The following is a 23,030-nucleotide window of genomic DNA, read 5'->3' on the forward strand; positions in this document are numbered from 1 at the left end:
ATGAAAGCCGATACGAGTTGCGGGAAGTTTCCTAGGACGGACTACACGCCTCTCAGGCCCGCGTTCATACAAATAAAAAAAGCCCGGCGCTTGGCCGGGCTTCTTTATCAGAACCGTGAGTTAACCTCGTTTGGCTTCAGCTTCCATCATCACGAGGTTTTGCTGCTTGGTAGCCTCCGTCAGCACTTCACTGTAGACACGCTTTTTCTGCTCCGACTTGGCGTTACGAATAAAGTCGGCAAAGGGGCTCTTGGTGCCCTTAGTAAAACCTAGCTTGATCGATATCATGAATGTGCTCCTGATCCTAACCCGAGCTGAGCCATTAAATCGGCTCGCGTGTGTCGCTCAGGGATATGGTAGTCAATTTTATCGACCCCAGCTTTGTAGAGACGTCCCGAATTGTCGATGTGCTTGAGCAGCAAATCCACGTGAACGTTTCCGCCGTACTCTAGCTTAAGAGCATTTACCACGTCACGTGCGGCGAAATATTGATCGACGAAATGCTCTGGCCGAATTCTTCTGCCTTCGGCTTCTTCACGGGCTTTGACGAATTCCCATGCCAAGAGCGGATTTTGGTAGACGTAAAGGATTTGCACGAATCTACCCCTTCCAAGGGATCGCTCCACATTCCTTCTCGCCACATCAATATTAGAAAGTGTTCCATCCAGTACAAAAGACTGTCTCTGGTCGAAAGCACAATCTAGAATTTTTTCGACCAAAATCGACACTCCGCTTTGGAAAACCCAGGCGTTTCCTCCCGCATAGTCAGTAAATTCGCTGCGTAGCTCATCAGGGTCAATTCTAAGGATTGCTGTATCAGCAAATAGATTCACTAAGGCAATTGATGCCTCTGTCTTCCCTGCTCCTGGTGAGCCAGCCATAAATACTGACACGGGATCTTGCTCCGGAGGGTACAACAATTTGTCGGTCCGGCGCCTAGCTATGGCTTTCTTATTCGATCGCGCAAAATAGATAGCTTCGTCTCGCATGAGCTGTTCAGCAGGAGTCATTTGTTCATTCCTGTGCTAAGCAAAATGTCAGGGGGAACAGAAAACGACGACGAATCTGTTTGGACGAAAGAATAACGATTTGCTTGCAAAGCTCCAGTTCATGGCAATCGCCAAAACTTGAAGGAAATCTCCTAGGACCGTATACCGACGTTGTGCAGGCTCTCCAGTTACCGAATGCTCAATACACGATAACTTCACCCCTCCGCAAAACCCATCCAGCCTCCCCAGCCATCAACCGATACCGAACCTCGCGCATCTTCCCCGTCCTCCCGGCCCCGGCGTCCGCACTCTCATAAACCGGAAAGCGCCGCACCAGCACATTTTCCACCACCGCAAACTCATCCTCTCCCTGATAGCCCTCGGCTGCCTCGACGTCCTCACTCACCGGCGGAAGATAAATCTCGCTGAGCGATTTTTTGCGATTCGCCGAATAGGCGACGAGTTCACCCGGCAATCCGCGTCCCGGTGATCGGGCAAAGACGTAAAGCTCTGGCGAGCCATCCCGATCAAGGTCCGCCACCTCGGCCCGGACGACGTTTCCCGTCAATGGCCGTGTGAAGTCTGAATTATCGGTTTCCAGCCCTTGAGGTGAAATACGCAGCACACGGTGGTCATCGATCCCCTCCGTCGTCACATGAAACCGGATGCCCTGTAATTCAAGCGTCTGGTCAAACGGTCGAGTGCTGTCCGAGGCATCAGCGGGGCTGAGGTTCAATGAAAGGTTGTAGTTCGCCACCTCATTGCGTCGTGCGGCGTTGCGCATGAGGTACACCTGAACCGTGTACTCACCATCGGCGGGTAACGGACCCATGAAATGGTTGCCCATGATCGAGCCGTTAAACAGCGCGTAGTCCGCGCCTTTGGCGGTGATGTTGAAGTAGGCAGATGTATTGGAAGGCTTGAGGTCGACGGTCAGTATTTGGCCCGCCTTTGCACTCACTCGGTATTGCGCGGTGAGCGGGCCCTGGATGGACTGGTTGAACTCGACAGCGTCGGCGCCTTTTTCGAAAGTGACTCGTTCGACTCGTGGCGTAACTTTAGTGGCCGCTTGTGCAGACAGGGAAACAATGGCCGCAAGCGCGGCGGCAAGCCAGATGTTCATGTTTGATTTCCTGCAAGCGCGACAGCGCCCAATAGCCCGACCCAAATTGATTACAGCTCATCTGATCATATCGTGTGCTTGAAATGATGCGCCCAAGGCTTCACGCCAGCGCGCCGGTCTGATTCGCGAAGCTGAGCTGAAGCGTCGATGATGAGGAGGGCTTGAAGCCTGGCGTGAGTTCCGGCGCAGACGGAGTTTGCGGGTCAGAAGTGGCAATTGTATGACGGCCTGTAACTGATAACTGCCGTCAAATAAGTGACGATTTTAGGGGCGAATTACCGCTCGGCGATAAATTAGACAAAGTATTGACAGTGCCAATCTGATCTCCCATTATCGGCCGCGTTTTGATGGCCTTGCGCCACAAAGTTGGCGGACTTCAACCACTCGTATCCGCTCTAATGTTCAGGGAGAGATTTCATGTTTGTTGAGCGAATACTGGTGACTGGCGGTGCCGGTTTTATTGGGTCGCACCTCGTAGAAGCCTTGCTGGGCAAGGGCTACAAGGTTCGCGTGCTGGATAATTTGTCGACTGGAAAAGTCAGCAATCTGCCGATGGACAATGCCAATCTGAACCTGGTCATCGGTGATGTCGCGGACGGCGCCGTAGTGGCACAAGCCATGCGCGATTGCGGTGCTGTCGTTCACCTGGCCGCAGTGGCCTCGGTGCAAGCGTCGGTGGATGATCCGGTCAGCACCCATCAAAGCAACTTCGTCGGCACCCTCAACGTGTGCGAAAGCATGGTGAAGGCCGGGATCAAGCGCGTGGTATTCGCGTCCAGCGCTGCTATCTACGGCAACAACGGCGAAGGCACGGCGATTCACGAAGACACGCCAAAATCCCCGCTCACGCCGTATGCCAGCGACAAACTGGCCAGCGAGCAATACCTCGATTTCTATCGCCGCGAACATGGTCTGGAGCCGATGATCTTTCGGTTCTTCAACATCTTCGGTCCACGCCAGGATCCGTCATCGCCGTACTCCGGCGTGATCAGCATCTTTACCAAGCTGGCCTTGGCCGAGCAGTCGGTGGCGATTTTCGGTGACGGTTCGCAGACCCGCGACTTCGTCTATGTCCAGGACCTGGTGAGCATTCTCGTGCAGTCCCTGGAAGTCAGTGAACCGAGCCCCGGCGCGGTGAACGTTGGCCTGAGTCGTTCCACCAGCCTCAACGATCTGATCGCCGAATTGGGCACCGTCACCGGCAGCCCGTTGAAGGTGATTCATCACGCGCCACGTCAAGGCGACATTCGCCATTCGCGCGCCAACAACAGTCGCCTGCTGGAGCGTTTCAAGCTCCCGGAACCGACCGCCATCGGCAAGGGGTTGTCGCAGCTTATTCGCAGCCTGTAACCCGGCCGGTTCCACTGTCCGACATCCAAGCAGTATCGGTTCAGTCCATTCAAGAGTGAGTTATGGAAATCGTTTTTCGCAGGACGCGTGTCCGCGCGGCCGCTAAACGGCTGCTCGCCGCTTTAGCGTTGTTCGTGAGTGGGCCCGCTGTTCAGGCCGCAGCATTGCCGCAACCCGCCAGCGTGGTTTTCTGGTACGCCGATCAACCACCCATTTCCGAGTTGGCTCAGTTCGACTGGTCAGTGGTCGAGCCGGGGCATCTGACCGAGGGCGACGTCAAAACACTGCGCAAGTTGGGCAGCCAGCCGTTCGCCTACCTGTCGGTGGGCGAGTTCCATGGTGGGAAGGCCGAGCTCGAAAAGGCATCCCTCACGGGAGCGGTCAGCCCGGTGCGCAATGGCGCGTGGGACAGCCAGGTCATGGACCTCGCGGCACCTGCCTGGCGTGAACATTTGTTCGGCCGAGCCAAGGCGTTGCAGGCCGAAGGCTACGCCGGGTTGTTCCTCGATACCCTCGACAGCTTCCAGTTGCTGCCGGAGTCGGCACGAGAAACACAGCGTGTGGCACTCGCCGGTTTCCTGCGGGAATTGCATCAGCGTCAGCCAAACCTGAAGCTGTTTTTCAACCGTGGCTTCGAAGTGCTGCCCGACCTCAATGGCGTGGCCGCCGCGGTGGCGATCGAATCGATTCACGCTGGTTGGGACGCTTCCGCCAAGCGTTATCGCCCGGTACCGGAAGCCGACCGCGAATGGCTGGAAACCCAGATCCAGCCGTTGCGCGCCAAAGGTATTCCGCTGGTAGCGATTGACTATCTGCCGCCGGAGCGCCGCGATGAAGCGCGCAAACTGGCCAAGCGTCTGCGCGATGAGGGCTTCATTCCCTATATCGGCACGCCAGAGCTGGACTCGATGGGCATCAGCAGCATCGAAATCCAGCCGCGCCGAATCGCGCTGCTTTACGACCCGCGCGAAGGCGATCTGGTGCGCAACGCCGGGCACACCTTGCTCGGCGGTTTGCTTGAATACCTCGGCTACCGGGTCGATTACCTGCCGGTCGACGGCTCGCTGCCGGAGCACCGTTTCAGCGGTTTGTACGCCGGGATCGTGACCTGGATGACCAGCGGCCCGCCGCAGGACGCATCGGCTTTCAATAGCTGGATCGGCAAACGTCTGGACGAACAGGTGCCGGTGGTGTTCTTTTCCGGCCTGCCGATTCAAGACCCGCTGCTGCTCAAGCGCCTGGGCCTGAACCGCTCGGCGCCGATCGGTACTCAGGCCTTGACCATCAGCTATCAGGACAAGGCGCTGATCGGCGCGTTCGAAGCCCCGGTGCAGCCCCGATCCCGTGACCTGACCGCAATCTCCCTGCTGCCCAAAGGCCCGAAAGCCGCGTTGCTGCTGACCGCTGCCGACGGCCAGACATTTGCCCCGGTGGCGACGGCCGAGTGGGGCGGTGTTGCCCTTGCGCCATACATTCTCGAAACGAATAACGAGCGCAGCCGCTGGATTCTCGATCCGTTCGCTTTCCTCCAGGCCAGCTTGCGCCTGCCGGTTCAGCCACGCCCCGACACCACCACCGAAAACGGCCGCCGCATCGCCACCGTGCACATCGACGGCGATGGTTTTCCGTCGCGCGCTGAAGTGCGCGGCACGCCGTATGCCGGCAAGCAGGTGCTCGACGATTTCATCCGGCCCAACCCGTTCCTGACTTCGGTGTCGATCGTCGAAGGCGAGATTTCACCGCGCGGCATGTTCCCGTTCCTGGCGCGCGAACTGGAACCCATTGCCCGTGAGTTGTTTGCCAACCCGAAAGTCGAAGTCGCCACCCACACCTTCAGCCATCCGTTTTTCATGCAGCCGGAGGTGGCGCAGAAACGTGAGAACTTCAACCCGGAATACGGCTTGAAGATGGCCATTCCGGGCTACGACAAAATCGATTTCCGCCGCGAGATTTTTGGCTCGCGCGACTACATCAACCAGCAGCTCACCACCCCGGAAAAACCGGTGAAGCTGGTCTTCTGGCCGGGCGATGCCTTGCCCTCGGCAGCGACCTTGAAGCTGGCCTACGACGCGGGCCTGAAAAACGTCAACGGCGCCGAGACCATGCTGACCAAGGCCAACCCGTCGCTGACCGGTCTCAATCCTTTGCTGCGTCCCACCGAAGGCGGCCTGCAGTACTACGCGCCGATCATCAACGAGAACCTCTACACCAACCTGTGGAAGGGGCCGTATTACGGTTTCCGCGATGTGATCGACACCTTCGAACTCACCGACAGCCCACGGCGCTTGCGCGGCCTGCACCTGTATTACCACTTCTATTCGAGCACCAAGCAGGCCTCGATCAAGGCGATGAACGAGATCTACGGCTACATGAAGGACCAGCAACCGATGTCGCTGTGGATGAGCGACTACCTCGATCGTGTGCACGGTTTGTATCAGGCCAGTCTGGCGCGCACCGCCGAGGGTGACTGGCAGGTTCGCGGCATGGACGCGCTGCGCACCCTTCGACTCGACCCGCAAATGGGCTGGCCGGACCTGCTGCGTTCGCAAGGCGTTGCCGGTGTTCGTGACTTGCCGCAAGGCCGGTATGTGGCGTTGAGCAGCGACCAGGCGTTGCTGGTGTTGCGTCCCGACCGGGATGAACGGCCGGCGCTGGAGGAGGCCAACCTGCCGTTGGTGGACTGGAAATATGTGGACGAAAAACACGTGAGCTTTTCGTTTGCCGGTCAAGTGGACCTGAGCTTCTCCGTGCGCTCGGCGAGCAGTTGCCGGGTGGAAGTGGACGGGCAAACTTTTGCAGGCAAGGCATCCGCCGGTCTGTGGACTTTTCAATTACCAATGAAGCAGGTGAGTCATGGTCAGCTCTACTGCATCTAACGCCTCAGCAACTAAAAGCCGCCGCCTGCTCAATCCCTGGGCATTGGCGGTGGTGGCGGTGGCCGTGGGCGGCCTGTTGTGGCTGACGTTCCAGCGCGAAGAAGTGTTCCAGCCGGACGGCCGTGAGCCCGATGCGGTCTCGGCCAATTACGCCGAATTGCTGCTGGCCGCGCACCCGGATGACGATCACCTGCGCTTGCAGCTGGTCGATCTGCTGATCCGTCTCGGCGACTACCCGAAAGCGCGCCTGCACCTTGAGAACTGGCCGAAACCGGTCGTTGAGTTGCAGGCCTATTACCGGCTGGAACTCGATGCATTGGAAGCGGCGAAAGCCGATGATCCGATCGCGCAGAAAGCCTTGATCGAACGCCTGCAAAGCTTCGATCACCGCCTGTTGCCGCTGCCGCAATTGCACAACCTGGCCAAGCTGGCGCTGACGCTACAAGCGCCGGCGTTTGCTGCCAGCGTCTACGAAGAAATCGCCGACCGCGACCCGGCCCAGCGCATCGCTTCGCTCAAGTCCGCCGCGCAGTGGTACCTGGCCGGTGAGCAACCTGGTCGCGCCGCCGACATTTATCTGCTGCTCAAACAGGACAGCCAACAAGCGTCCGAGCGTCGCGAATACGCGCAACTGGCGTTCAACAGTCTGTTGGCCGCCGGTCGCGGTGAACAGGCCGCGCGCGTACTGGCCGATGAACTGGATCAGCTCAAGGATCCGCAAACCGACTCGCCGTGGCTGGAGCAGGGCGTCGACGTTGCCGTTGGCAGCAAGCGCTTTGATCTGGCGCAGCGCTTTCTGGATCAGTGGCGCGTGTTGCAGCCGGACAACCCACAAATCCTGCGCAAGGAATTCAGCATGCGCCTGGCCCTCGGCGATTTGGCCGGTGCGTGGGACAGTGGTCAGCAGCTGGTGGCTGAGCACCCGGATGACTTGGCATTGCTCGAGCAAATGGGGCATCTGGGCGAATGGCGTGGCGACAGTCAGGCCGCCCTCGGCTACTGGATTCGCCTGCTCAAGCTGCACGAAGACCCGCAAACCCGTGAACACGCCTGGCGTCTGGCGAGTCAGCAGTTCGACTTTGACCATGCGATTCCCTTGCTCGCCGAGATCATGGAGCAACGTGCGCTGACCGACGTCGAACTCGATGCGCTGATCTACGCTCACGAATCGCGCGGCACACCGGCCCAGGCCGAAGCCTGGTTGCACGCCTACTTGCGCAAGTACCCGGCGCATCGCCTGGCCTGGACACGCCTGCTGCAGAACCTGGAAAACACCGGGCAGTTCGCACAGAAAACCGAGGTCTATCAGCGCTACTCGAAACGCTTCGCGCTGACGACGACCGAGCGCATCGACTGGGCCAATACCGACCTTAAGCTGTTTGATAATCAGGCGGCGTGGGAGGTATTGCAGGTTGATAACCGCAAGATCACCGATGAGGGTTACTGGCGCTTACGTGCTGCGCTGGCGTGGGATCTGGAGCTCGATGACGAGCTGCAGTTTTCCCTGGAGAAACTCCTCGCGCTCAAGGGTTCGCTGAACAGTGGCGACGAGAGTCAGCTGATCACGATGTACCGCACCAGCGATCCGAAGCGGGCGCTGACCATGATGGTCGGCAGCTGGAAGCGCACCCGGGATCCGCAGCGTCTGGTTGAATCCTTGCAGCAAGCCCAGGAATTGCAGGACTGGCCGCAAGTGGTCGCGCTGCTCAAAGACGCCGAGCAATACCCGGAAGCCAACGAGCAAGCACAAGTGCTGGCGATTCGCGGTGCCTTGGCGGTGCAGCAGGGAAATATCGACGAGGCGCAGCGTTTGTACCTGTTGGGCCTGTCGCGTTTCCCGGATGACAACCTGTTCCGCGAGCGCCTGATGTGGCTGTACGTCGATCAAGGCAACACCGCCGCGCTCAAGCCTTTGCTGACGGAATGGAAACCCCAGGCGCGTCAGGACCGAATCCTCTGGCTGCCGTTCGCCAGTGCCAGCCAGATGCTCGGTCGCGATACCGAAGCGTTGGCCTGGTATCGGATGTACCTCAAGACCAGTCCGCAGGATTGGCTGGTGCGTGCGGCCTACGCCGATGCTTTGGAAAGCGCCGGTTATCAGGACGCGGCCCAACGGTTGCGCCTGAAGCTGCTGCGCAGCCCCGAAGGCGAAAACATTCAGCCATCGTCCCAGCGTTATGCGATCTGGTTGCGCTTGATGGCCAGCAGTTATTCGCCGGCCAAGGCACAGCAGGAGGTGGCGAAGTGGAAAGACGGCTCGCCGGCCATGCTGCAATTGTGGTTCGAGCGGTTGCTGGCGCGTCTCGACGCGACGAACCAGGAATCGCAGAAAGACCAGTGGCTGGAGTGGGCGCGCAGCCAAGGCTTGAAGGTTCAGCGTTACGAAGAAATCCAGCAAGCCTTGCGCAGCCGCAACAAGGCGCAAGTCGAAACGCTATTGGCCAGTAGCGACCTCAACCCGGCGCAACGCGCCCAGGCCTTGAGTCGTCTCGGCCGCTTCGACGAAGCTCTAGACCTCAGCCAGTCCGCGCTGGGTGACGATCAACCGGCTGCCGTGCGCGAGCAGTTGCGCCGTCAGGCTGCCGAGTTGCAGGAATTGACGCCGCAGGGCGCGCAGCTGTCCTGGCATCAACAGGATTTCGGTGGCCTGGAATTCAACACCCCGCGCCTGCAAATCGCGCACAACCTTGGCGCTCAGTGGTACGCCAATCTTGAGTTGGAGAATGGCACCTACAACAGCGATCAGCTGATCGAATCGCGCATGGGCGATGAGCGCAACGCTGCGCTGACCCTGCAACGTTCGGTGGAGGACGGCGGCTACAAACTGTTCGCCGACACCAGCCAGCGCAAGGACGACGACCGAAATGGCCTGGGCCTGTCCCGGACCTGGCAGTTGAGCGCCAGTGACCAGATCGAGACCGGTCTGGACTGGCATCGCAAAAGCGAAGACAGCGGCCTGATGCGCGCTTTCGGCCAGCACGACAGTGTGTGGGTCGGCGGTCGTCACGGGTTCTCGGCGCGGGATCAGATCAGCTGGGAAGTGGCGCAGAAATCGTTCTCGACTCGTGCGGGCGATTCCTTGGGCAACGGCCAGGCGCTGAAGATGGAATACAACCACACGCTGGAATTCGCCGGACCTAACTGGACCGTGCGCAGCGGTGTCGATTATCAGCACAACAACGTCAAGGACCGCACGCTGGAGTACCTGTCCAGCGCCAACGACGGTCCGGTGAAAAGCGTTGATGACTCGGACGATCCCGCGATCGTGACGGCCAACGATCTGCTGCAAAGCCGTTACGGCCAACTGTATGTCGGTAGCTCATGGCGTCGCGGCTTGCCGGGTGCCCTGGTGCGTACTCGCCCGCAATACACCTGGCTGGTGGACGTGACGGCGGGCTGGCAATGGCTGGATCAAACCTTCAACTACGGCATCAACACCGGGATCGGCGTCGAAGTGCTGGGCGGTGACGAATTGGCCCTCACCGTTGGCTACCAATCCGCGCCACAAGGCGGGGACGGTCAGGCGGGCGGAACACTGGGTGTGAGCTACGGCGTGCGATTCGGACGCTGATCATGAAATGTTTACGGGAGAAAAACTGATGCAAGCAATTCGTAATCTGAGCCTGGCTCTGGCAGTCCTGTTCGTCGCCGGTTGCGCCAGCTTTACCGGCGACACCAGCCCGAACTTTGCGCGTACTGCGAAGTGGGGCACCGTGCCGATGATCAACTACTCGCAAACCCCGCAAGCCGGCGAGCGTGCCGAGCAGATCCTGCTCAGCGTGCTCAGCAGCCACGGTCTGCAACCACGTGTTTACCCGGTCAGTACGCAGGGCGAACAAGCGCTGATGGACGACAACGAACGCTTGGCCGGCGCCCTCGATTGGGCACGTGATCAGAAGCTTGATTACGTGGTCGCTGGCAGCGTTGAAGAGTGGCAGTACAAGAACGGTCTGGACGGCGAACCGGCAGTGGGCATCAGCCTGCGCGTGCTCGAAGCCAGCAGCGGTCGTGTGCTCTGGAGCAAGAGCGGCGCGCGTGCGGGCTGGTCCCGTGAAAGCCTCGCCGGCACCGCACAAACGGTGCTCGACACACTTGTTGGCGCCCTTCGGTTCGAGTGAATGCAATGAATTCTCCTCACATGGATTACAGCCTCGCGCCGCGTGCCAGCGGCCCGGTGTCTTGGCTGGAAACGCTGTTGGTCACCGGCGCGGCGATCGGCCTGGGCTTGTGGCTGACCCCGCAAGACCCGTTGCAAATGCACGCCGGTTTCCCTTGGCCGGTGCTGGCGCCGCTGCTGTTGGGTGTGCGTTATGGTTTTGTGCGTGGCCTGCTCAGTGCGGGCCTGTTGGTGGCGGCGCTGTTTGCGCTGCGCTATATCGGGCATGAAGCCTACGCGCAGCTTGATCCGTCATTCATTGTTGGCGTGCTGGTCAGCGGCATGCTGGTGGGCGAGGTTCGCGATCTGTGGGAACGGCGCTTGCAGCGTCTGCAGATGGCCAACGATTACCGCCAGTATCGACTCGACGAATTTACCCGCGCGCACCAGATTTTGCGGGTTTCCCACGACCTGCTGGAGCAGCGCGTGGCGGGCAGCGATCAAAGCTTGCGCAGTTCGTTGCTGGGCTTGCGCGACAAACTGCGGGTGATGCCGGACGAAGGCGATGCACTGGCCGCGCTGGCCGACCCGATCGTGGCCATGCTCGGTCAGTACGGTGCGCTGCGCGTGGCCGGGCTGTATCGCGTCGATGAACGCGAAGAGAACGTCTTGCCCGAAGCCCTGGCGACCATCGGCGTCATGGGGCCGTTGGGCACCGAAGACGGTCTGGTCAAGCTGTGCCTGGAACGCGGTGAACTGGTCAGCGTGCGTCAGGAACTGATTGATGCCGGCAGCTCGGCGCAATTCTCGTCATTGCAGGCCTGCATTCCGCTGATCGATGCCGAAGGTCGTTTGCTGGCGATTCTGGCGGTGCGGCAGATGCCGTTCTTCGCCTTCCAGGATCGCACGCTGAGCCTGTTGGCGTTGCTCGCCGGGCACATCGCCGACCTGCTGCGCCGCGACCCGCAAGTGCTGCAACTGGCCGACGCCGATGCGCAGCAGTTCACGCTGCAACTCAAGCGTTCGCTGGTGGATGTCGAGCAGCACAAACTGGCGGCCGGCCTTTTTGCCTTCGAATTGACCCGCCCCAACGATGAGCTGTCGCGTCTGTTCGAGCGCAGCCAGCGTGGCCTCGACCTGCAATTGCCGCTGCGTAATAACCGCGATCATCAGCTGTTGCTGGTGCTGTTGCCGTTGACCAGTCCGCAAGGCACCGAAGGTTATCTGGCGCGGATGAACCTGATGCTGCACGAGCACTTTGGCATTGAAAGCAGCCTCGACAGCCTCGGCGTGCGCGTGTTGCCGTTCAACCTGGAGCCTGGCTGTGAACGCAACGGGCTGCGTAATTTCCTGTTCAACGAGTGTGGCCTGAATGATCAGCAAGTGGCTGTTTAGCGGAGCCTTGTTGTTAGAGGCGGGCAGTTGGGCCAGCTTGTGGCTTGCGGCGCCCGAGTTGCAACAATTGCTGGTGTTCACCCTCAGCCACGGCCTGGCGTGCGTGATGTTGTGCGCGGCCGTGTGGCTGTTGCTGCCGGCGCGCTACCGTTCGCCGCTGCCGTGGAGCCCGCTGTTTATCTTCAGCCTGGCGTTCTTCGTGCCGGTGCTCGGCGCGGTCGGCGTGGTGGCGGCGATTTTCCCGGCGCTGTACCTGCCGCGCAAACGCGACAAGCAAGCGTGGCAAGCGGTGGGCATCCCGAAACTGCCGTTCCGCGCGCAATTGCAACTGCACTCGCCGATCTTTGCCGATGGCGGTTTGCAGGACGTGTTGCGCCATGCCCCGGATCCGGATCAGCGTCTGGCCGCCCTCTTGGCGACTCGGCGCATGCCCGGCAAAGAAGCGGTGCCGATCCTCAAACTGGCCCTCGGTGACCCGAGTGACGATGTGCGGCTGCTGGCGTATTCGATGCTCGACAAGCAGGAAAGCGACATCAACCTGCACATCCAGATCGCGCTCGGCGAACTGGTCAACGCCAACGCCAAAACGGCGGGTGCGCTGCACGGCAGGCTGGCGCGTTGGTATTGGGAGCTGGCGTATCTGGGCCTGGCGCAAGGCAGCGTGCTTGATCACGTGCTGACCCAGGCCAGCGAACATGCCGAGCAAGGCTTGAAAGCGGGCGAGGGCGGTGAGCTGTTCCTGCTGGCCGGGCGCATCGCGCTGGAGCGTGGCGATGTCGAGCGTGCCGAAGTGCTGCTGAGTCAGGCTCAAGAGAACGGCATGGGCGCGGCGCAGGTGCTGCCGTTTCGCGCCGAGCTGGCGTTCGAGGCCGGTCGTTACCACGAAATTCCCGGTTTGCTCGCCCGTCTTCCCGAGGAAACCCGTCAGCGGCCGCCGTTCGCCGCATTGGTCAGGAGCTGGACATGAGTCACAAGGAACAGGCACCGGTTACCGACATCTGTCTGCTGCTCGAAGGCACCTGGCCTTACGTGCGTGGCGGCGTTTCCAGCTGGATTCACCAGATGATCCTCGGCCTGCCGGAACTGACCTTTTCGGTGATGTTCATCGGCGGCCAGCGTCAGGCCTATCCGACCCGGCGCTACGAAATACCGGCCAACGTGCTGCACATCGAAGAAGTGTTTCTCGAAGATGCGACCCATCCGACCAACACGCACGTAGAGCCGCGCGAGGCTGACCCGCAGCAGTTGCAGGATTTGTATCGCTTCCTGCATCACCCGGATGCGCCAGACCCGGCCTTGGGCGAACGCTTGCTCGACTGCATCGCCCAGGGCCACATGACCCTCGACGACGTGCTGCGCAGCCGCGCCAGTTGGGAGTCGCTGAGCGAAGGCTATCGCCAGCATTGCGCCGATCCGTCCTTCGTCAATTATTTCTGGACCTTGCGCGCGATGCAGTCGCCGTTGCTGATGCTCGCCGAAGCCGCGCAACGGATGCCGAAGGCGCGGGTGCTGCATTCGATTTCCACCGGGTACGCGGGCTTTCTGGGTTGCATCCTCAAGCAGCGTTGGAATTGCACCTACTTGCTCAGCGAACACGGGATCTACACCAAGGAACGCAAGATCGACCTGGCCCAGGCCAGCTGGATCGCCGAGAGTTCCGGCCAGGCGCTGAACCGCAGCCTCGATGCCGGCTCGGGTTACATCCGAACCTTGTGGGTGCGTTTCTTCGAGCGCATTGGTCAACTGACCTACAACAGCGCCGACAACATCATCGCGCTCTACGACGGCAACCGTCAGCGCCAGATCAAGGACGGCGCCCTCGCGACCCGCACCCAGGTCATTCCGAATGGCATCGACCTGCCGATGTGGACCGCAGCGCTGGAATCCCGCGCTCACGGCATTGCGCCTGTGGTCGGTTTGATCGGCCGTGTAGTGCCGATCAAGGACGTGAAAACCTATCTGCGTGCGATGCGCGGCGTGATCAGCGCGATGCCGCAAGCCGAGGGCTGGATTGTCGGCCCGGAAGAGGAAGACCCGGAATACGTCAGCGAATGCCGCAGCCTGATGGCCAGTCTGGGCCTGGAAGGCAAGGTGCATTTCCTCGGCTTCCAGCGCATTCAGGACATCCTGCCGAAACTCGGCCTGATGGTGCTGACCTCGATCAGTGAAGCGCAGCCGCTGGTGATCCTCGAAGCCTGGGCCGCCGGTACGCCGGTAGTCAGCAGCGACGTGGGTTCGTGCCGCGAGTTGATCGAAGGCGGCAGTGCCGAAGACCGTGACCTCGGACACGCCGGCAAAGTGGTGGCGATTGCCGACCCACAAGCCACGTGCGCCGCGATCCTTGAACTGTTGCGCAGCCCGCGACGCTGGCAGGCCGCCCAGGCCAGCGGCTTGTTGCGGGTCAATCGTTACTACACCGAAGCCTTGATGCTGCAGCGTTACCGCGACCTGTATCAAGCCGCCATGGAGAACAGCTAAATGGCCGGTATTGGCTTTGAACTGCGAAAAATCCTTTCGCGTGATTCCTACACGGCGACCTTGCACGCCTACGTCTACGCCGGGCTGATCAGCTCCGGGCCGTGGGTGTTGTCGATCATCAGTGTCATGCTGGTGGGCATCATCAGCATCGGCCTGTTGCTGCCGAACATGCTGGTCGGGCAGTTCCTGGTGACGGTGACGTACCTGATGGCCACTTCGTTGATCCTGACGGGCGGCTTGCAGCTGTTCTTCACGCGCTTCGTCTCCGACCGCTTGTTCGAGCACAAGTACGATCAGATCCTGCCCAACCTCTTGGGCGTGTTGTTGCTGGTCACCCTCGGCGCCGGGTTGTTGGGGATCGTCGTGCTGGGCTTGTTGTTCGATGAGCCGCTGATTTACCGCGTACTGGTGTTGGCGAACTTCGTGGTGCTGTGCAACTTGTGGCTGGTGATCATCTTCCTCTCGGGGATGAAGGCCTATAACCGCATTCTGCTGGTGATGCTGGTGGGTTACACGCTGATGGTCGCGAGCGCCTACCTGTTGAGCTTTTTGCAGATGCCGGGCTTGCTGCTGGCGCTGTTGATCGGGCACAGCACGCTGCTGTTCCTGTTCCTCTACGACATCCTGCGCGAGTACCGCGCCGAGAAACTGATCGCCTTCGATTTCCTCGACCGGCGCAACGTTTTCCTCAGCCTGCTGGCCACCGGTTTCTTCTACAACCTGGGGATCTGGATCGACAAGTTCCTGTTCTGGTTCAACCCCGGCACCTCCAACGAAATCGTCGGCCCGCTGCGCGCTTCGATCCTCTATGACTTGCCGATCTTCCTCGCGTACCTGGCGATCATCCCCGGCATGGCGGTGTTTCTGGTGCGCATCGAGACCGACTTTGCCGAGTGGTACGACCGCCTGTTCCGGGCGATCCGCGAAGGTGAAACCCTGCAACACATCGGGCAACTGAAAACCGAGATGACCTTGTCGATCCGCCAGGGCCTGCTGGAAATCTGCAAGGTGCAGGGGCTGACGGCGGTGCTGTTGTTCCTGTTCGCGCCGCGCCTGCTTGAATGGCTGGGTATCTCCAGTTATTACCTGCCGCTGTTCTACATCGACCTGATCGGCGTGAGCATCCAGGTGGTGTTCATGGCGTTGCTCAACGTGTTCTTCTATCTCGACAAGCGCACCGTGGTGCTGGAGCTGTGCGTGCTGTTTGCGGTGTTGAACGCGATGCTGACGCTGTTCAGCATGTACCTGGGGCCAAGCTTCTTCGGGTATGGGTTTACGCTGTCGTTGCTGATTTGTGTATTGCTGGGTTTGCACAGGCTTTCGACGGCGCTGGAAGATCTGGAGTACGACACTTTCATGCTGTCTCGCTGACGTTACGGTTCAGGCAAAAAAGGCACTGGCGATCATCGCCAGTGCCTTTTTTTTGTCCGACTGACGTCACTTGTCAGCCGGAGTTGCGCTGCTAGGCTTGTTCAGCCGGACCTTTCCGGCATGCCCATTATCTGCTTCAGACTGTAGAACGTTGTTCGCGGGGACCACATGTTTTTCAACTGGAGGTTTTCCCATGAGACTGCAGCTATTCAATGCCGCGATCATTGTCGCCAGCATGGCGGCCACCGACCCGTCTCTCGCCGGTGAAGCATCGACCGCATCCGCTTCACCCGACAAGACCCCGTCCACCCACGCAGCAAAACAGGAGATCAAGCTCACCCGCCTCACCCCCGAGTATTGGCGCGTCACCTTCCACAACCCGCCGTACAACATCTACGGCCCCGAGACCATGCCGCAACTGAATGAGGTCGTCACGGCCATCGAGACCGATCCGAAAGTGGTGGTCGTAGTCTTCGACAGTGACGTTCCAGACTTCTTCCTCACCCACTACGACTTCGTCCCGCCGCTGACCGACACCACCAGCCTGCCCAACGGCCCCACCGGCCTGCCACCGCTGCCCGATATGCTGGTTCGCTTGAGCAAGGCGCCCGTGGTCTCGATAGTGTCCATTCGCGGTCGCGCCACCGGCGTCGGTAGCGAACTGGCCCTGGCCAGCGACATGCGTTTCGCCAGCCGCGAAAAAGCCATCCTCTCGCAATGGGAAATCGGCGCCGCCCTGGTGCCCGGCGGCGGCCCGATGGCGCGCCTGCCACGGCTGATGGGCCGTGGGCGCGCGCTGGAAGTGCTGCTCACCGGCAACGACATCAATGGCGAACTCGCCGAACGCTACGGCTACGTCAACCGTGCGCTGCCCGATGCCGAACTCGATGCATTCGTCGACACCATGGCCCGGCGCATCGCCCGGTTCGACAAACAGTCGATCGCCGACATCAAGCGCCTGGTCGACGCCGCCAGCCTGCCACCCAACGAAGCCATCGCCGCCGAATGGGACGGTTTCATCGGCTCGGTCAAACGCCCGGCGGCGCAGCAACGCATCACCCAACTGATGGAGCTTGGCCTGCAGAAAAAAGCCGACGTCGAAAAACGCCTGGCGCACTACACCGGCACCCTGGGCGAGGCCTCGAAATGAGCTCGCCGTCGTTCAATCCTGATCAGGAGTCACTGTCATGAGTGCTGCACTGGAAACCGTTCTCTACACCGCAAAAACCCACACAGTCGGCGGTCGCACCGGCACCGGCAAATCCAGCGACGGCGAGCTGGACGTCAAATTCAGCTCGCCCGGCTCGGGCAAGCCGGGCACCAATCCGGAGCAACTGTTTGCGCTGGGGTATTCCGCCTGCTTCATCGGCGCGATACAGGTGGCGGCGGGCAAGATGAAGATCAAATTGCCGGAAGACACGTCTGTGGATGCCGAGGTCGATCTGGGCAAAACCGGCGCTGGGGATTTTCAATTGGCGGTCCGGTTGAACGTCAACTTTCCCGGGTTGGAAGAGAGGGTGAAACGGGAACTGGCTGAGGCTGCGCACGAGATGTGCCCATATTCGCGGATGACGCGGGGGCATGTGTCGGTGGATTTGAAGGTGCTTTGAATCCCCGCCACCCACCGGACTAATGTGGGAGCGAGCCTGCTCGCGAATACGGTTTGTCATTCAACAACAATGTCGACTGATTCGCCAATTTCGTGAGCAAGCCCGCTTTCACAGGGGTATCAACTGCGTGGTGAAGATCTCGGCACTTCAACGTTATCCAGCATCCGATTCACCGCCAGTTCAGCCAGCATCACAATCTGCTGAATCGCCATCGCCGTGTGTCGATGCGGACCTTCCAGATACCCCGCAAAATCACCCGCCATCACACTGGCCTGGGCCAACGATTCACAGGTATGGGCGAGCAGGTCTTCGTCCTTGATATCCGGCGCAACGAGAAACATCGTGCTCGGCTTGCGGGCCATGGGGGATTTCAGGGCGCAGGGGTTCAGGTAGTGATCGAGCGCACGGTCGGCGGCTTCGTGGAGTTTTTTTGAATCGATGGATTCGTAGGGGGAAACGTCGTCCGGGGCGGGCGGGTTTGGTGTTTCTTTGATCATGGTGTAACTCCTTCTGCGTAATGGAGCTACCAATCTTTCGTTCCAAGCGAAAGGGTGGCAGCTATGCGCGGGCTGGAAACCGAGGCAGAAGGAGCCCGGCAGACCCGAAGGTCTCCCTCGCACAGCCGCCATAATGGAGAACTGCAATCAAAAAATCGCCGCAGTATCCCATTTGTTGAGCTGTTACGCCTTCAATACCTCGGGTTTCCAGGCCCGGTCGCTGATGTGCAGCGACCCACAAAGCCTATCCGCTGCGCTTCCTACCCGACAACCGCCGGAACCTGTCGGAAACGTCCCTGAAAATCACAGCGTCTGTAGGACCCAACCCGGATTTTTGTTTAAAAATGCTTCCAGGGTCAGAAGTTTCTGTCGGCCCCTGGCCTGGTTCGAAGCCCCTGCGCGAAATTTCAACCCGCCCACATTCCAGCACTCCCACGACTTCGTATAACTACCAAGCGAAGGCGAGCTGCTTATTCGGCTTATGATCCTGCGTAAACGTCGTTTAATAAGGAGGTCCCGATGGCCACTGCACATGTTTTCATCGCCGTCAGTCTGGACGGCTTCATCGCCCGGCCAGATGGCGACATCGACTGGCTCCTGCAACGTGATGATCCAACTGAAGATCATGGCTACTCTGCCTTCATCGCCGACAAGGAGGTCATCGTGATGGGGCGGGGAAGCTATGAGAAGGTGCTGACCTTCGACACATGGTTTTACGATCGGCCCGTCGTGGTGCTTTCTGCACAGCTGGCCAATTCGCCGGTGCCCGAGGCCCTGAAGGGCAAGCTGCGTTTCTCGAACCTTGCCCCCAGGGACGCGATGGCGGAACTGGCGAGGCAGGGCGTGCATCGGGTCTATGTCGATGGCGGGCAGTTGGTGCAATCCTTCCTGCGCGATGGATTAGTCGCCGATATGGTGATTACCACTGTGCCCGTGCTGATCGGATCGGGAAGGCCATTGTTCGGAGCCCTTCAGCAGGACATTGGATTGAAACTGGTATCCAGCCGCAGCTTTCCTTCAGGTCTGGTGCAGTCCACCTATCGGTTGGCGCCATGACCCGCTCATAGTGCTAACGAGGTGGCAGGCACGCGTTTCAGGTCGCTTTGCAGCCGCCACCGCCCATCCGACAGGTCCACAGGCAGGGGGTGCACTGATTCTCGCGGTGTTGACGGGACAGAACGAGAACTGGCGTATACGAGCGCATGAGCATGTGACGCGCTGGATTTCAGGCACAAAAAAAGACGTCCGTGGACGTCTTTTTTCGTTGAAGTACCGGGGTAATCTGAACTGGATTGTTAGTCGATTGATTTAATTGATTAATGTGAGTTCGTAAATTTCTTTGGAATACCGATTGGAATACCGAGACAAGCTAAAATGAGCAATATGCTTCGATTCTATATCTTGCAAGACCGGCCAAAAGGGTCGTCTGTTTACTCGAAGCCGGGCAAGCTGAGCATGCCGCCTTTCGTGCGATTGCCAAAGCCGGTGGGCATTAGAATCTTCTGTTTTTTCATCTCTGCGAGTACCGCCAACCATTCGGTTTTGCCAAAGCGCAGCTTGGTGTTGTTCCAGCTATGCATGACTTCGTCCACGATGGCTTCATCGGAAACCGGGCGGCCTTCGAGAATAAAGTCGTTCCAGGCGGCATAGAGCGTCACAGTCATTTCGCAACGATCTGTATCCCAGTCCCGCATTAGTTCGATGACTTGCTCAATGGTGGCTCGCTCAGCGACCGACCAGGCGCTGCTATATGCCTGCCGATGCCGCCCTGCTTGGGAAAGCGGGCGATAAGCATGGCCAATAGTCTCGCGCTCGAAGCGCTCATACCATTGATGGTTTTGCAGCTCGGCTTCGACCTTAGTCATCAACTGGCGATCATGAGGCCCTGCGGCATCGCGCAGGTATTCCCCTTGGATAGCGGAGAGCCCAGCTGCGTGCTCGGCCAAGTAAATCACTTTCTGCAGCTTGCGTTGGCCAAAGGTGCGCTGGGTATGAAGGCGGTGAGTGACTTCTGCGGCGAGCAATGTGCGGAATGCTTGCTGGTGCGTACCAGTGGGCGTCTGTGGGCCATTACCGGCAAGAGCACGTTCGACCAAGGTGCTGGCTAGCTGTTCGTTCAATTGACGAGCCCGAGTTAGGCGGGTTTTGAGTTGGTTGCAGAGGGCCATTAGCTCCTCGACTTTTGCGACGATGCGGTGTTGTTCGGCGAGAGGCGGAACAGCGATCAAGAAGTTAGCAATTTTACGCAGAACAAGGTTTTTATTACCCACTCCTTCGGTGCCATCTGCAGACTGTTTTTTCACAAATGGCGATCCTATAAGTAGCTGCAAGTATTGAACGTTCAGATGGTCCCAAGGTGCCTTAATTAATCCTACGCTTACAAAGATACTAAAAGGTTGATCAGTGTCGACTATGACGGGTACGCCCGTAGTGCCGATTTTCGTGAGCAAGAGATCACCACGCTGCGGGTGGCAACGCTTCGCAAGTAACTCATGTGCTTCCTTAGAAATAAATCTTGTAGCTGTAAAGTCTAAGGTACCTCCGCTCATATCCTTCACAGACAGAAACGGTACTCCAGCATCAATATATGTTGGTGTGTGGTGCGCTCCATCGGTTATCTGAAAAGTAATATTGGCAAGTCGCGCCCACTCCCAACTTGTTGGTAGTTGGAAGGACTTATTCACCCCCTCAATCGGATCCGCTTGTTTTGCTCTCTTATATTTTCCCGCTTCGATCTGACGATTTTTTTCACACTCAATTTTTTTAATCAGCTCACCAGCAGGCTCATCGCTAGGATCTTGCGGTAACAGCTTGCCCATCACGGCCAGTTGCAGCAGGGTTTGCTTGAGGGCGTCGATGCTGGGTTCGGTAGTGAACAGGGTGTGGAAGTGTTCGGCCAAGCGTTGCCAGTTTACAGCGAACTCGGCGGCATCGCTGGCCTGCGTCAGGTAATCGAGTAGCGCTTGTACCAGTTGGGCGTGGGCGCTTCCGGCGTCGGCCTGCTGGGCTTCCAAGCGGTCGCACAGGGCCATCAGCTCATCGACTTTGGCGACGATGCGGTGTTGTTCGGCGAGCGGGGGCAGTGGAAACGGATTTGCTTCAACAAAGTCTTTGGGCAATCGTTTCTGGCCTGCTGTCCCTGTCATCTTGGGTTCGCCAACAAGCAAGAACTGCGGAGATTTCAGATAGGCTAGTACGTACCTAGGATCAAGAGTTCCGGTAACAGGACGAACAATGTACAGCTCAGTCGTACCTGCGCCTAAACCATTCACGAGATTGGAAAAGACACATGCTTTACTGTTCTCAAAGCAAGGTGTGATTTTCGCCACACCAATATCGCCCTCGGCAAAATGCGTGAAACCTTGCTTCACTTCACCCCACAATCGGGGCTCTTGCGCATGCTGATCATCGAAGCGTGTGCCAATAAAAGTCATAGGCACAAACGAGACTTCAAGTGAGTCTGCTGCAGCATTGCGGGGGTTAACAAATGCCACTTGCGCTAATGAACTCCACTTCCAACCTGCTGGCAATTCAAACGGCAGTGCTTCCTCGTAATTTTCGGTCAGCAGTTTCTGTTTCTTGATCTTTCCCTCAGCCACGAGCTGCGCCTTTTCCTCGGCAATCCGCTTTAGGAGCTCACTGGCGGGCTCATCATTCGGATCTTGCGGCACCAACTTGCCACGCACCGCCAACTCCAGAATCAGCTCGCGTAGCTTCTTGATGCCGTTGGGCGCTACGGCCAGCAGTGGCAGGTTGTCTGTGAGCAACGCTGTCATACCTCGCGCTCCAGGGCTTCGGCCAGCACCGCTTTGAGCTGGTCGCGCAGGTCGCTGATCTCGTCTTGCAGGCTGGCGTAGTTGCGAAGCAGTTCGTCCGGATCGTGGCTGATCTGCTCGCCGATATGCGGGTTTTTGCAGTCCAGGTTCCAGTTGCGCGCTTGCAGCTCTTCGATGCTGACTTTCCACGCGAATTCGTTTTCCATCCGTGCGGCATAGCCATCGGCTTCGTTACCCCACCAGTCTTGCTCCACGGCGAACTCTTCGATACGCATGGGGCGAGTCTTGGAGTAGTTCTTTACGCCGGCCGGGTACTGGTGTTCGTAGAACCATACTTGCTTGGTCGGCGTGCCTTTGGTAAAGAACAGCAGGTTGGTCTTGATGCCGGTGTAGGGGTTGAACACACCGTTTGGCAGGCGAACGATGGTGTGCAGGTTGCACTCGGTAAGCAGCTTTTCCTTAATCCGGCTCTTGATGCCGTCGCCGAACAGAAAACCATCAGGAAGCACCACGGCGGCGCGACCACCGTCTTTAAGCAGTTGCATGATCAGCACCAGAAACAAATCGGCGGTTTCACGGGTGCGGAATGCTGCGGGGAAGTTGGTTTCGATGCCATCTTCTTCCATGCCGCCGAAGGGGGGATTGGCCACAATGCAGTGCACGCGCTCGCTCGGCCCCCAACTGATCAACGGCTTGCTTAGGGTATTGTCGTGGCGGATCTGGCTGGGCACCTCGATGCCGTGCAGGATCATATTAGTGGTAGCCAGCAGGTGCGGTAGCGGCTTTTTCTCCACGCCGAAGATGCTGGCCTGCAGGATACGTTCGTCTTCGGCGGTTTTTACGTAGCGGCTGCGCTTATGTTCGATGGCGCACGTGAGAAAGCCGCCAGTGCCGCAGGCTGGGTCCATAACTTTTTCGTCTAGCTTGGGGTCGACCATGCGTACCATGAACTCAGTGACCGGACGCGGGGTGTAGAACTCACCAGAGTTGCCCGCATTCTGTAGGTCACGCAGCAGTTGCTCATAGAGGTTGCCGAACTCGTGGCGTTCCTGGGCTTTGTTGAAGTCCACGCCTTCCTGAATCTTGTTGATCACCTGGCGCAGCAACTGCCCGGACTTCATGTAGTTGTAGGCGTCTTCAAACACGCTGCGCACTACGAAGGCTGACGGCGTGTTGCTGTACTCGTGCAGGTTCTGCAGCTGGGGGAACAGGTTGTTGTCGATAAAGTCCTTCAGCCCATCACCGGTCATGCCTTCGGGATCGGCGGCCCAGGCACGCCAGCGGCAACTTTCGGGAATGGGCGAACGATAGGTGTCGTCCATCAGCTCCCATTCAAGCTCGCGGTCATCGAAGATTTTCAGGAATAGCAGCCAAACGAGCTGGCCGATACGCTGGGCGTCGCCGTCTACGCCAACGTCTTTTCGCATGATGTCCTGAATGGACTTGATGGTGGAGCTAATGGACATGAA

General features: G+C 59.0%; 17 protein-coding genes. 11 read left to right on the plus strand and 6 right to left on the minus strand.

From position 1 onward, the window contains the following. Window positions 1–120: 120 nt before the first annotated feature. The 3 genes from FHL16_RS33975 to FHL16_RS02630 form a co-directional block, all read right to left on the minus strand. Window positions 121–288, minus strand: a complete 168-nt coding sequence (locus FHL16_RS33975; protein ID WP_172792220.1) for a hypothetical protein — start codon at window positions 286–288, stop codon at window positions 121–123. Next, window positions 285–1,010, minus strand: a complete 726-nt coding sequence (locus FHL16_RS02625; protein ID WP_077747356.1) for a zeta toxin family protein — start codon at window positions 1,008–1,010, stop codon at window positions 285–287. Before FHL16_RS02625 ends, FHL16_RS33975 begins: the two co-directional genes overlap by 4 nt. A 178-nt stretch (window positions 1,011–1,188) precedes the next feature. Further along, window positions 1,189–2,112, minus strand: a complete 924-nt coding sequence (locus tag FHL16_RS02630) for a hypothetical protein (RefSeq protein WP_010463670.1) — start codon at window positions 2,110–2,112, stop codon at window positions 1,189–1,191. A 417-nt stretch (window positions 2,113–2,529) separates the two neighbouring features. Here FHL16_RS02630 and FHL16_RS02635 point away from each other — a divergent pair, with 417 nt between their 5' ends. From FHL16_RS02635 to FHL16_RS02680, 10 genes are all read left to right on the plus strand, one after another. Continuing rightward, window positions 2,530–3,462, plus strand: a complete 933-nt coding sequence (locus FHL16_RS02635) for an NAD-dependent epimerase/dehydratase family protein (RefSeq protein WP_010463668.1) — start codon at window positions 2,530–2,532, stop codon at window positions 3,460–3,462. 62 nt (window positions 3,463–3,524) lie between these two features. Beyond that, entirely contained in the window at window positions 3,525–6,338 is a 2,814-nt protein-coding gene (locus tag FHL16_RS02640; RefSeq protein ID WP_077747357.1) for a bifunctional glycoside hydrolase 114/ polysaccharide deacetylase family protein, read from the plus strand. Then, on the plus strand, window positions 6,316–9,909 hold the full coding sequence (locus FHL16_RS02645) for a tetratricopeptide repeat protein (RefSeq protein WP_077747358.1): 3,594 nt from the start codon (window positions 6,316–6,318) through the stop codon (window positions 9,907–9,909). Before FHL16_RS02640 ends, FHL16_RS02645 begins: the two co-directional genes overlap by 23 nt. A 28-nt stretch (window positions 9,910–9,937) precedes the next feature. Further along, a complete protein-coding gene (locus tag FHL16_RS02650; RefSeq protein ID WP_010463662.1) occupies window positions 9,938–10,456 on the plus strand; it encodes a hypothetical protein in 519 nt (172 codons plus the stop codon). 5 nt (window positions 10,457–10,461) lie between these two features. Continuing rightward, complete coding sequence (locus FHL16_RS02655; RefSeq protein ID WP_042932393.1) at window positions 10,462–11,829, plus strand: PelD GGDEF domain-containing protein; 1,368 nt, start codon at window positions 10,462–10,464, stop codon at window positions 11,827–11,829. After that, a complete protein-coding gene (locus FHL16_RS02660; protein WP_077747359.1) occupies window positions 11,807–12,796 on the plus strand; it encodes a HEAT repeat domain-containing protein in 990 nt (329 codons plus the stop codon). Before FHL16_RS02655 ends, FHL16_RS02660 begins: the two co-directional genes overlap by 23 nt. After that, the gene (gene pelF / locus FHL16_RS02665; RefSeq protein ID WP_077747360.1) at window positions 12,793–14,307 is read left to right on the plus strand and encodes a GT4 family glycosyltransferase PelF; all 1,515 of its coding nucleotides are present in this window, start codon (window positions 12,793–12,795) and stop codon (window positions 14,305–14,307) included. Before FHL16_RS02660 ends, pelF begins: the two co-directional genes overlap by 4 nt. Then, the gene (gene pelG / locus FHL16_RS02670; RefSeq protein WP_010463655.1) at window positions 14,308–15,678 is read left to right on the plus strand and encodes an exopolysaccharide Pel transporter PelG; all 1,371 of its coding nucleotides are present in this window, start codon (window positions 14,308–14,310) and stop codon (window positions 15,676–15,678) included. Between the two features lie 193 nt (window positions 15,679–15,871). Then, entirely contained in the window at window positions 15,872–16,828 is a 957-nt protein-coding gene (locus FHL16_RS02675; RefSeq protein ID WP_172792225.1) for an enoyl-CoA hydratase/isomerase family protein, read from the plus strand. A gap of 37 nt (window positions 16,829–16,865) precedes the next feature. Continuing rightward, the gene (locus FHL16_RS02680; RefSeq protein WP_010463651.1) at window positions 16,866–17,288 is read left to right on the plus strand and encodes an organic hydroperoxide resistance protein; all 423 of its coding nucleotides are present in this window, start codon (window positions 16,866–16,868) and stop codon (window positions 17,286–17,288) included. 119 nt (window positions 17,289–17,407) lie between these two features. On the opposite strand, the gene FHL16_RS02685 is transcribed toward FHL16_RS02680, so the two are convergent. Further along, on the minus strand, window positions 17,408–17,785 hold the full coding sequence (locus FHL16_RS02685) for a DUF6124 family protein (protein ID WP_010463649.1): 378 nt from the start codon (window positions 17,783–17,785) through the stop codon (window positions 17,408–17,410). A 519-nt stretch (window positions 17,786–18,304) separates the two neighbouring features. Between FHL16_RS02685 and FHL16_RS02690 the strand changes: the two genes are divergently transcribed. Further along, entirely contained in the window at window positions 18,305–18,841 is a 537-nt protein-coding gene (locus FHL16_RS02690) for a dihydrofolate reductase family protein (RefSeq protein ID WP_077747361.1), read from the plus strand. Between the two features lie 374 nt (window positions 18,842–19,215). Here the strand turns inward: FHL16_RS02690 and FHL16_RS02695 are convergent, their stop codons facing one another. Beyond that, on the minus strand, window positions 19,216–21,561 hold the full coding sequence (locus FHL16_RS02695) for a restriction endonuclease subunit S (protein WP_077747362.1): 2,346 nt from the start codon (window positions 21,559–21,561) through the stop codon (window positions 19,216–19,218). After that, window positions 21,558–23,027, minus strand: coding sequence for a type I restriction-modification system subunit M (locus FHL16_RS02700; protein ID WP_077747363.1), 1,470 nt, complete (start codon window positions 23,025–23,027; stop codon window positions 21,558–21,560). Before FHL16_RS02700 ends, FHL16_RS02695 begins: the two co-directional genes overlap by 4 nt. Window positions 23,028–23,030: the final 3 nt, after the last annotated feature.

Source organism: Pseudomonas sp. FSL W5-0299 (assembly GCF_005930655.1).
GTDB classification, from domain to species: Bacteria; Pseudomonadota; Gammaproteobacteria; order Pseudomonadales; family Pseudomonadaceae; genus Aquipseudomonas; species Aquipseudomonas mandelii.

Coding starts and splice junctions, on each gene's coding strand:
- FHL16_RS33975 (WP_172792220.1), bottom strand. CDS start 288: ATGATATCGATCAAGCTAGGTTTTACTAAGGGCACCAAGAGCCCCTTT.
- FHL16_RS02625 (WP_077747356.1), bottom strand. CDS start 1,010: ATGACTCCTGCTGAACAGCTCATGCGAGACGAAGCTATCTATTTTGCG.
- FHL16_RS02630 (WP_010463670.1), bottom strand. CDS start 2,112: ATGAACATCTGGCTTGCCGCCGCGCTTGCGGCCATTGTTTCCCTGTCT.
- FHL16_RS02635 (WP_010463668.1), top strand. CDS start 2,530: ATGTTTGTTGAGCGAATACTGGTGACTGGCGGTGCCGGTTTTATTGGG.
- FHL16_RS02640 (WP_077747357.1), top strand. CDS start 3,525: ATGGAAATCGTTTTTCGCAGGACGCGTGTCCGCGCGGCCGCTAAACGG.
- FHL16_RS02645 (WP_077747358.1), top strand. CDS start 6,316: ATGGTCAGCTCTACTGCATCTAACGCCTCAGCAACTAAAAGCCGCCGC.
- FHL16_RS02650 (WP_010463662.1), top strand. CDS start 9,938: ATGCAAGCAATTCGTAATCTGAGCCTGGCTCTGGCAGTCCTGTTCGTC.
- FHL16_RS02655 (WP_042932393.1), top strand. CDS start 10,462: ATGAATTCTCCTCACATGGATTACAGCCTCGCGCCGCGTGCCAGCGGC.
- FHL16_RS02660 (WP_077747359.1), top strand. CDS start 11,807: ATGATCAGCAAGTGGCTGTTTAGCGGAGCCTTGTTGTTAGAGGCGGGC.
- pelF (WP_077747360.1), top strand. CDS start 12,793: ATGAGTCACAAGGAACAGGCACCGGTTACCGACATCTGTCTGCTGCTC.
- pelG (WP_010463655.1), top strand. CDS start 14,308: ATGGCCGGTATTGGCTTTGAACTGCGAAAAATCCTTTCGCGTGATTCC.
- FHL16_RS02675 (WP_172792225.1), top strand. CDS start 15,872: ATGAGACTGCAGCTATTCAATGCCGCGATCATTGTCGCCAGCATGGCG.
- FHL16_RS02680 (WP_010463651.1), top strand. CDS start 16,866: ATGAGTGCTGCACTGGAAACCGTTCTCTACACCGCAAAAACCCACACA.
- FHL16_RS02685 (WP_010463649.1), bottom strand. CDS start 17,785: ATGATCAAAGAAACACCAAACCCGCCCGCCCCGGACGACGTTTCCCCC.
- FHL16_RS02690 (WP_077747361.1), top strand. CDS start 18,305: ATGGCCACTGCACATGTTTTCATCGCCGTCAGTCTGGACGGCTTCATC.
- FHL16_RS02695 (WP_077747362.1), bottom strand. CDS start 21,561: ATGACAGCGTTGCTCACAGACAACCTGCCACTGCTGGCCGTAGCGCCC.
- FHL16_RS02700 (WP_077747363.1), bottom strand. CDS start 23,027: ATGTCCATTAGCTCCACCATCAAGTCCATTCAGGACATCATGCGAAAA.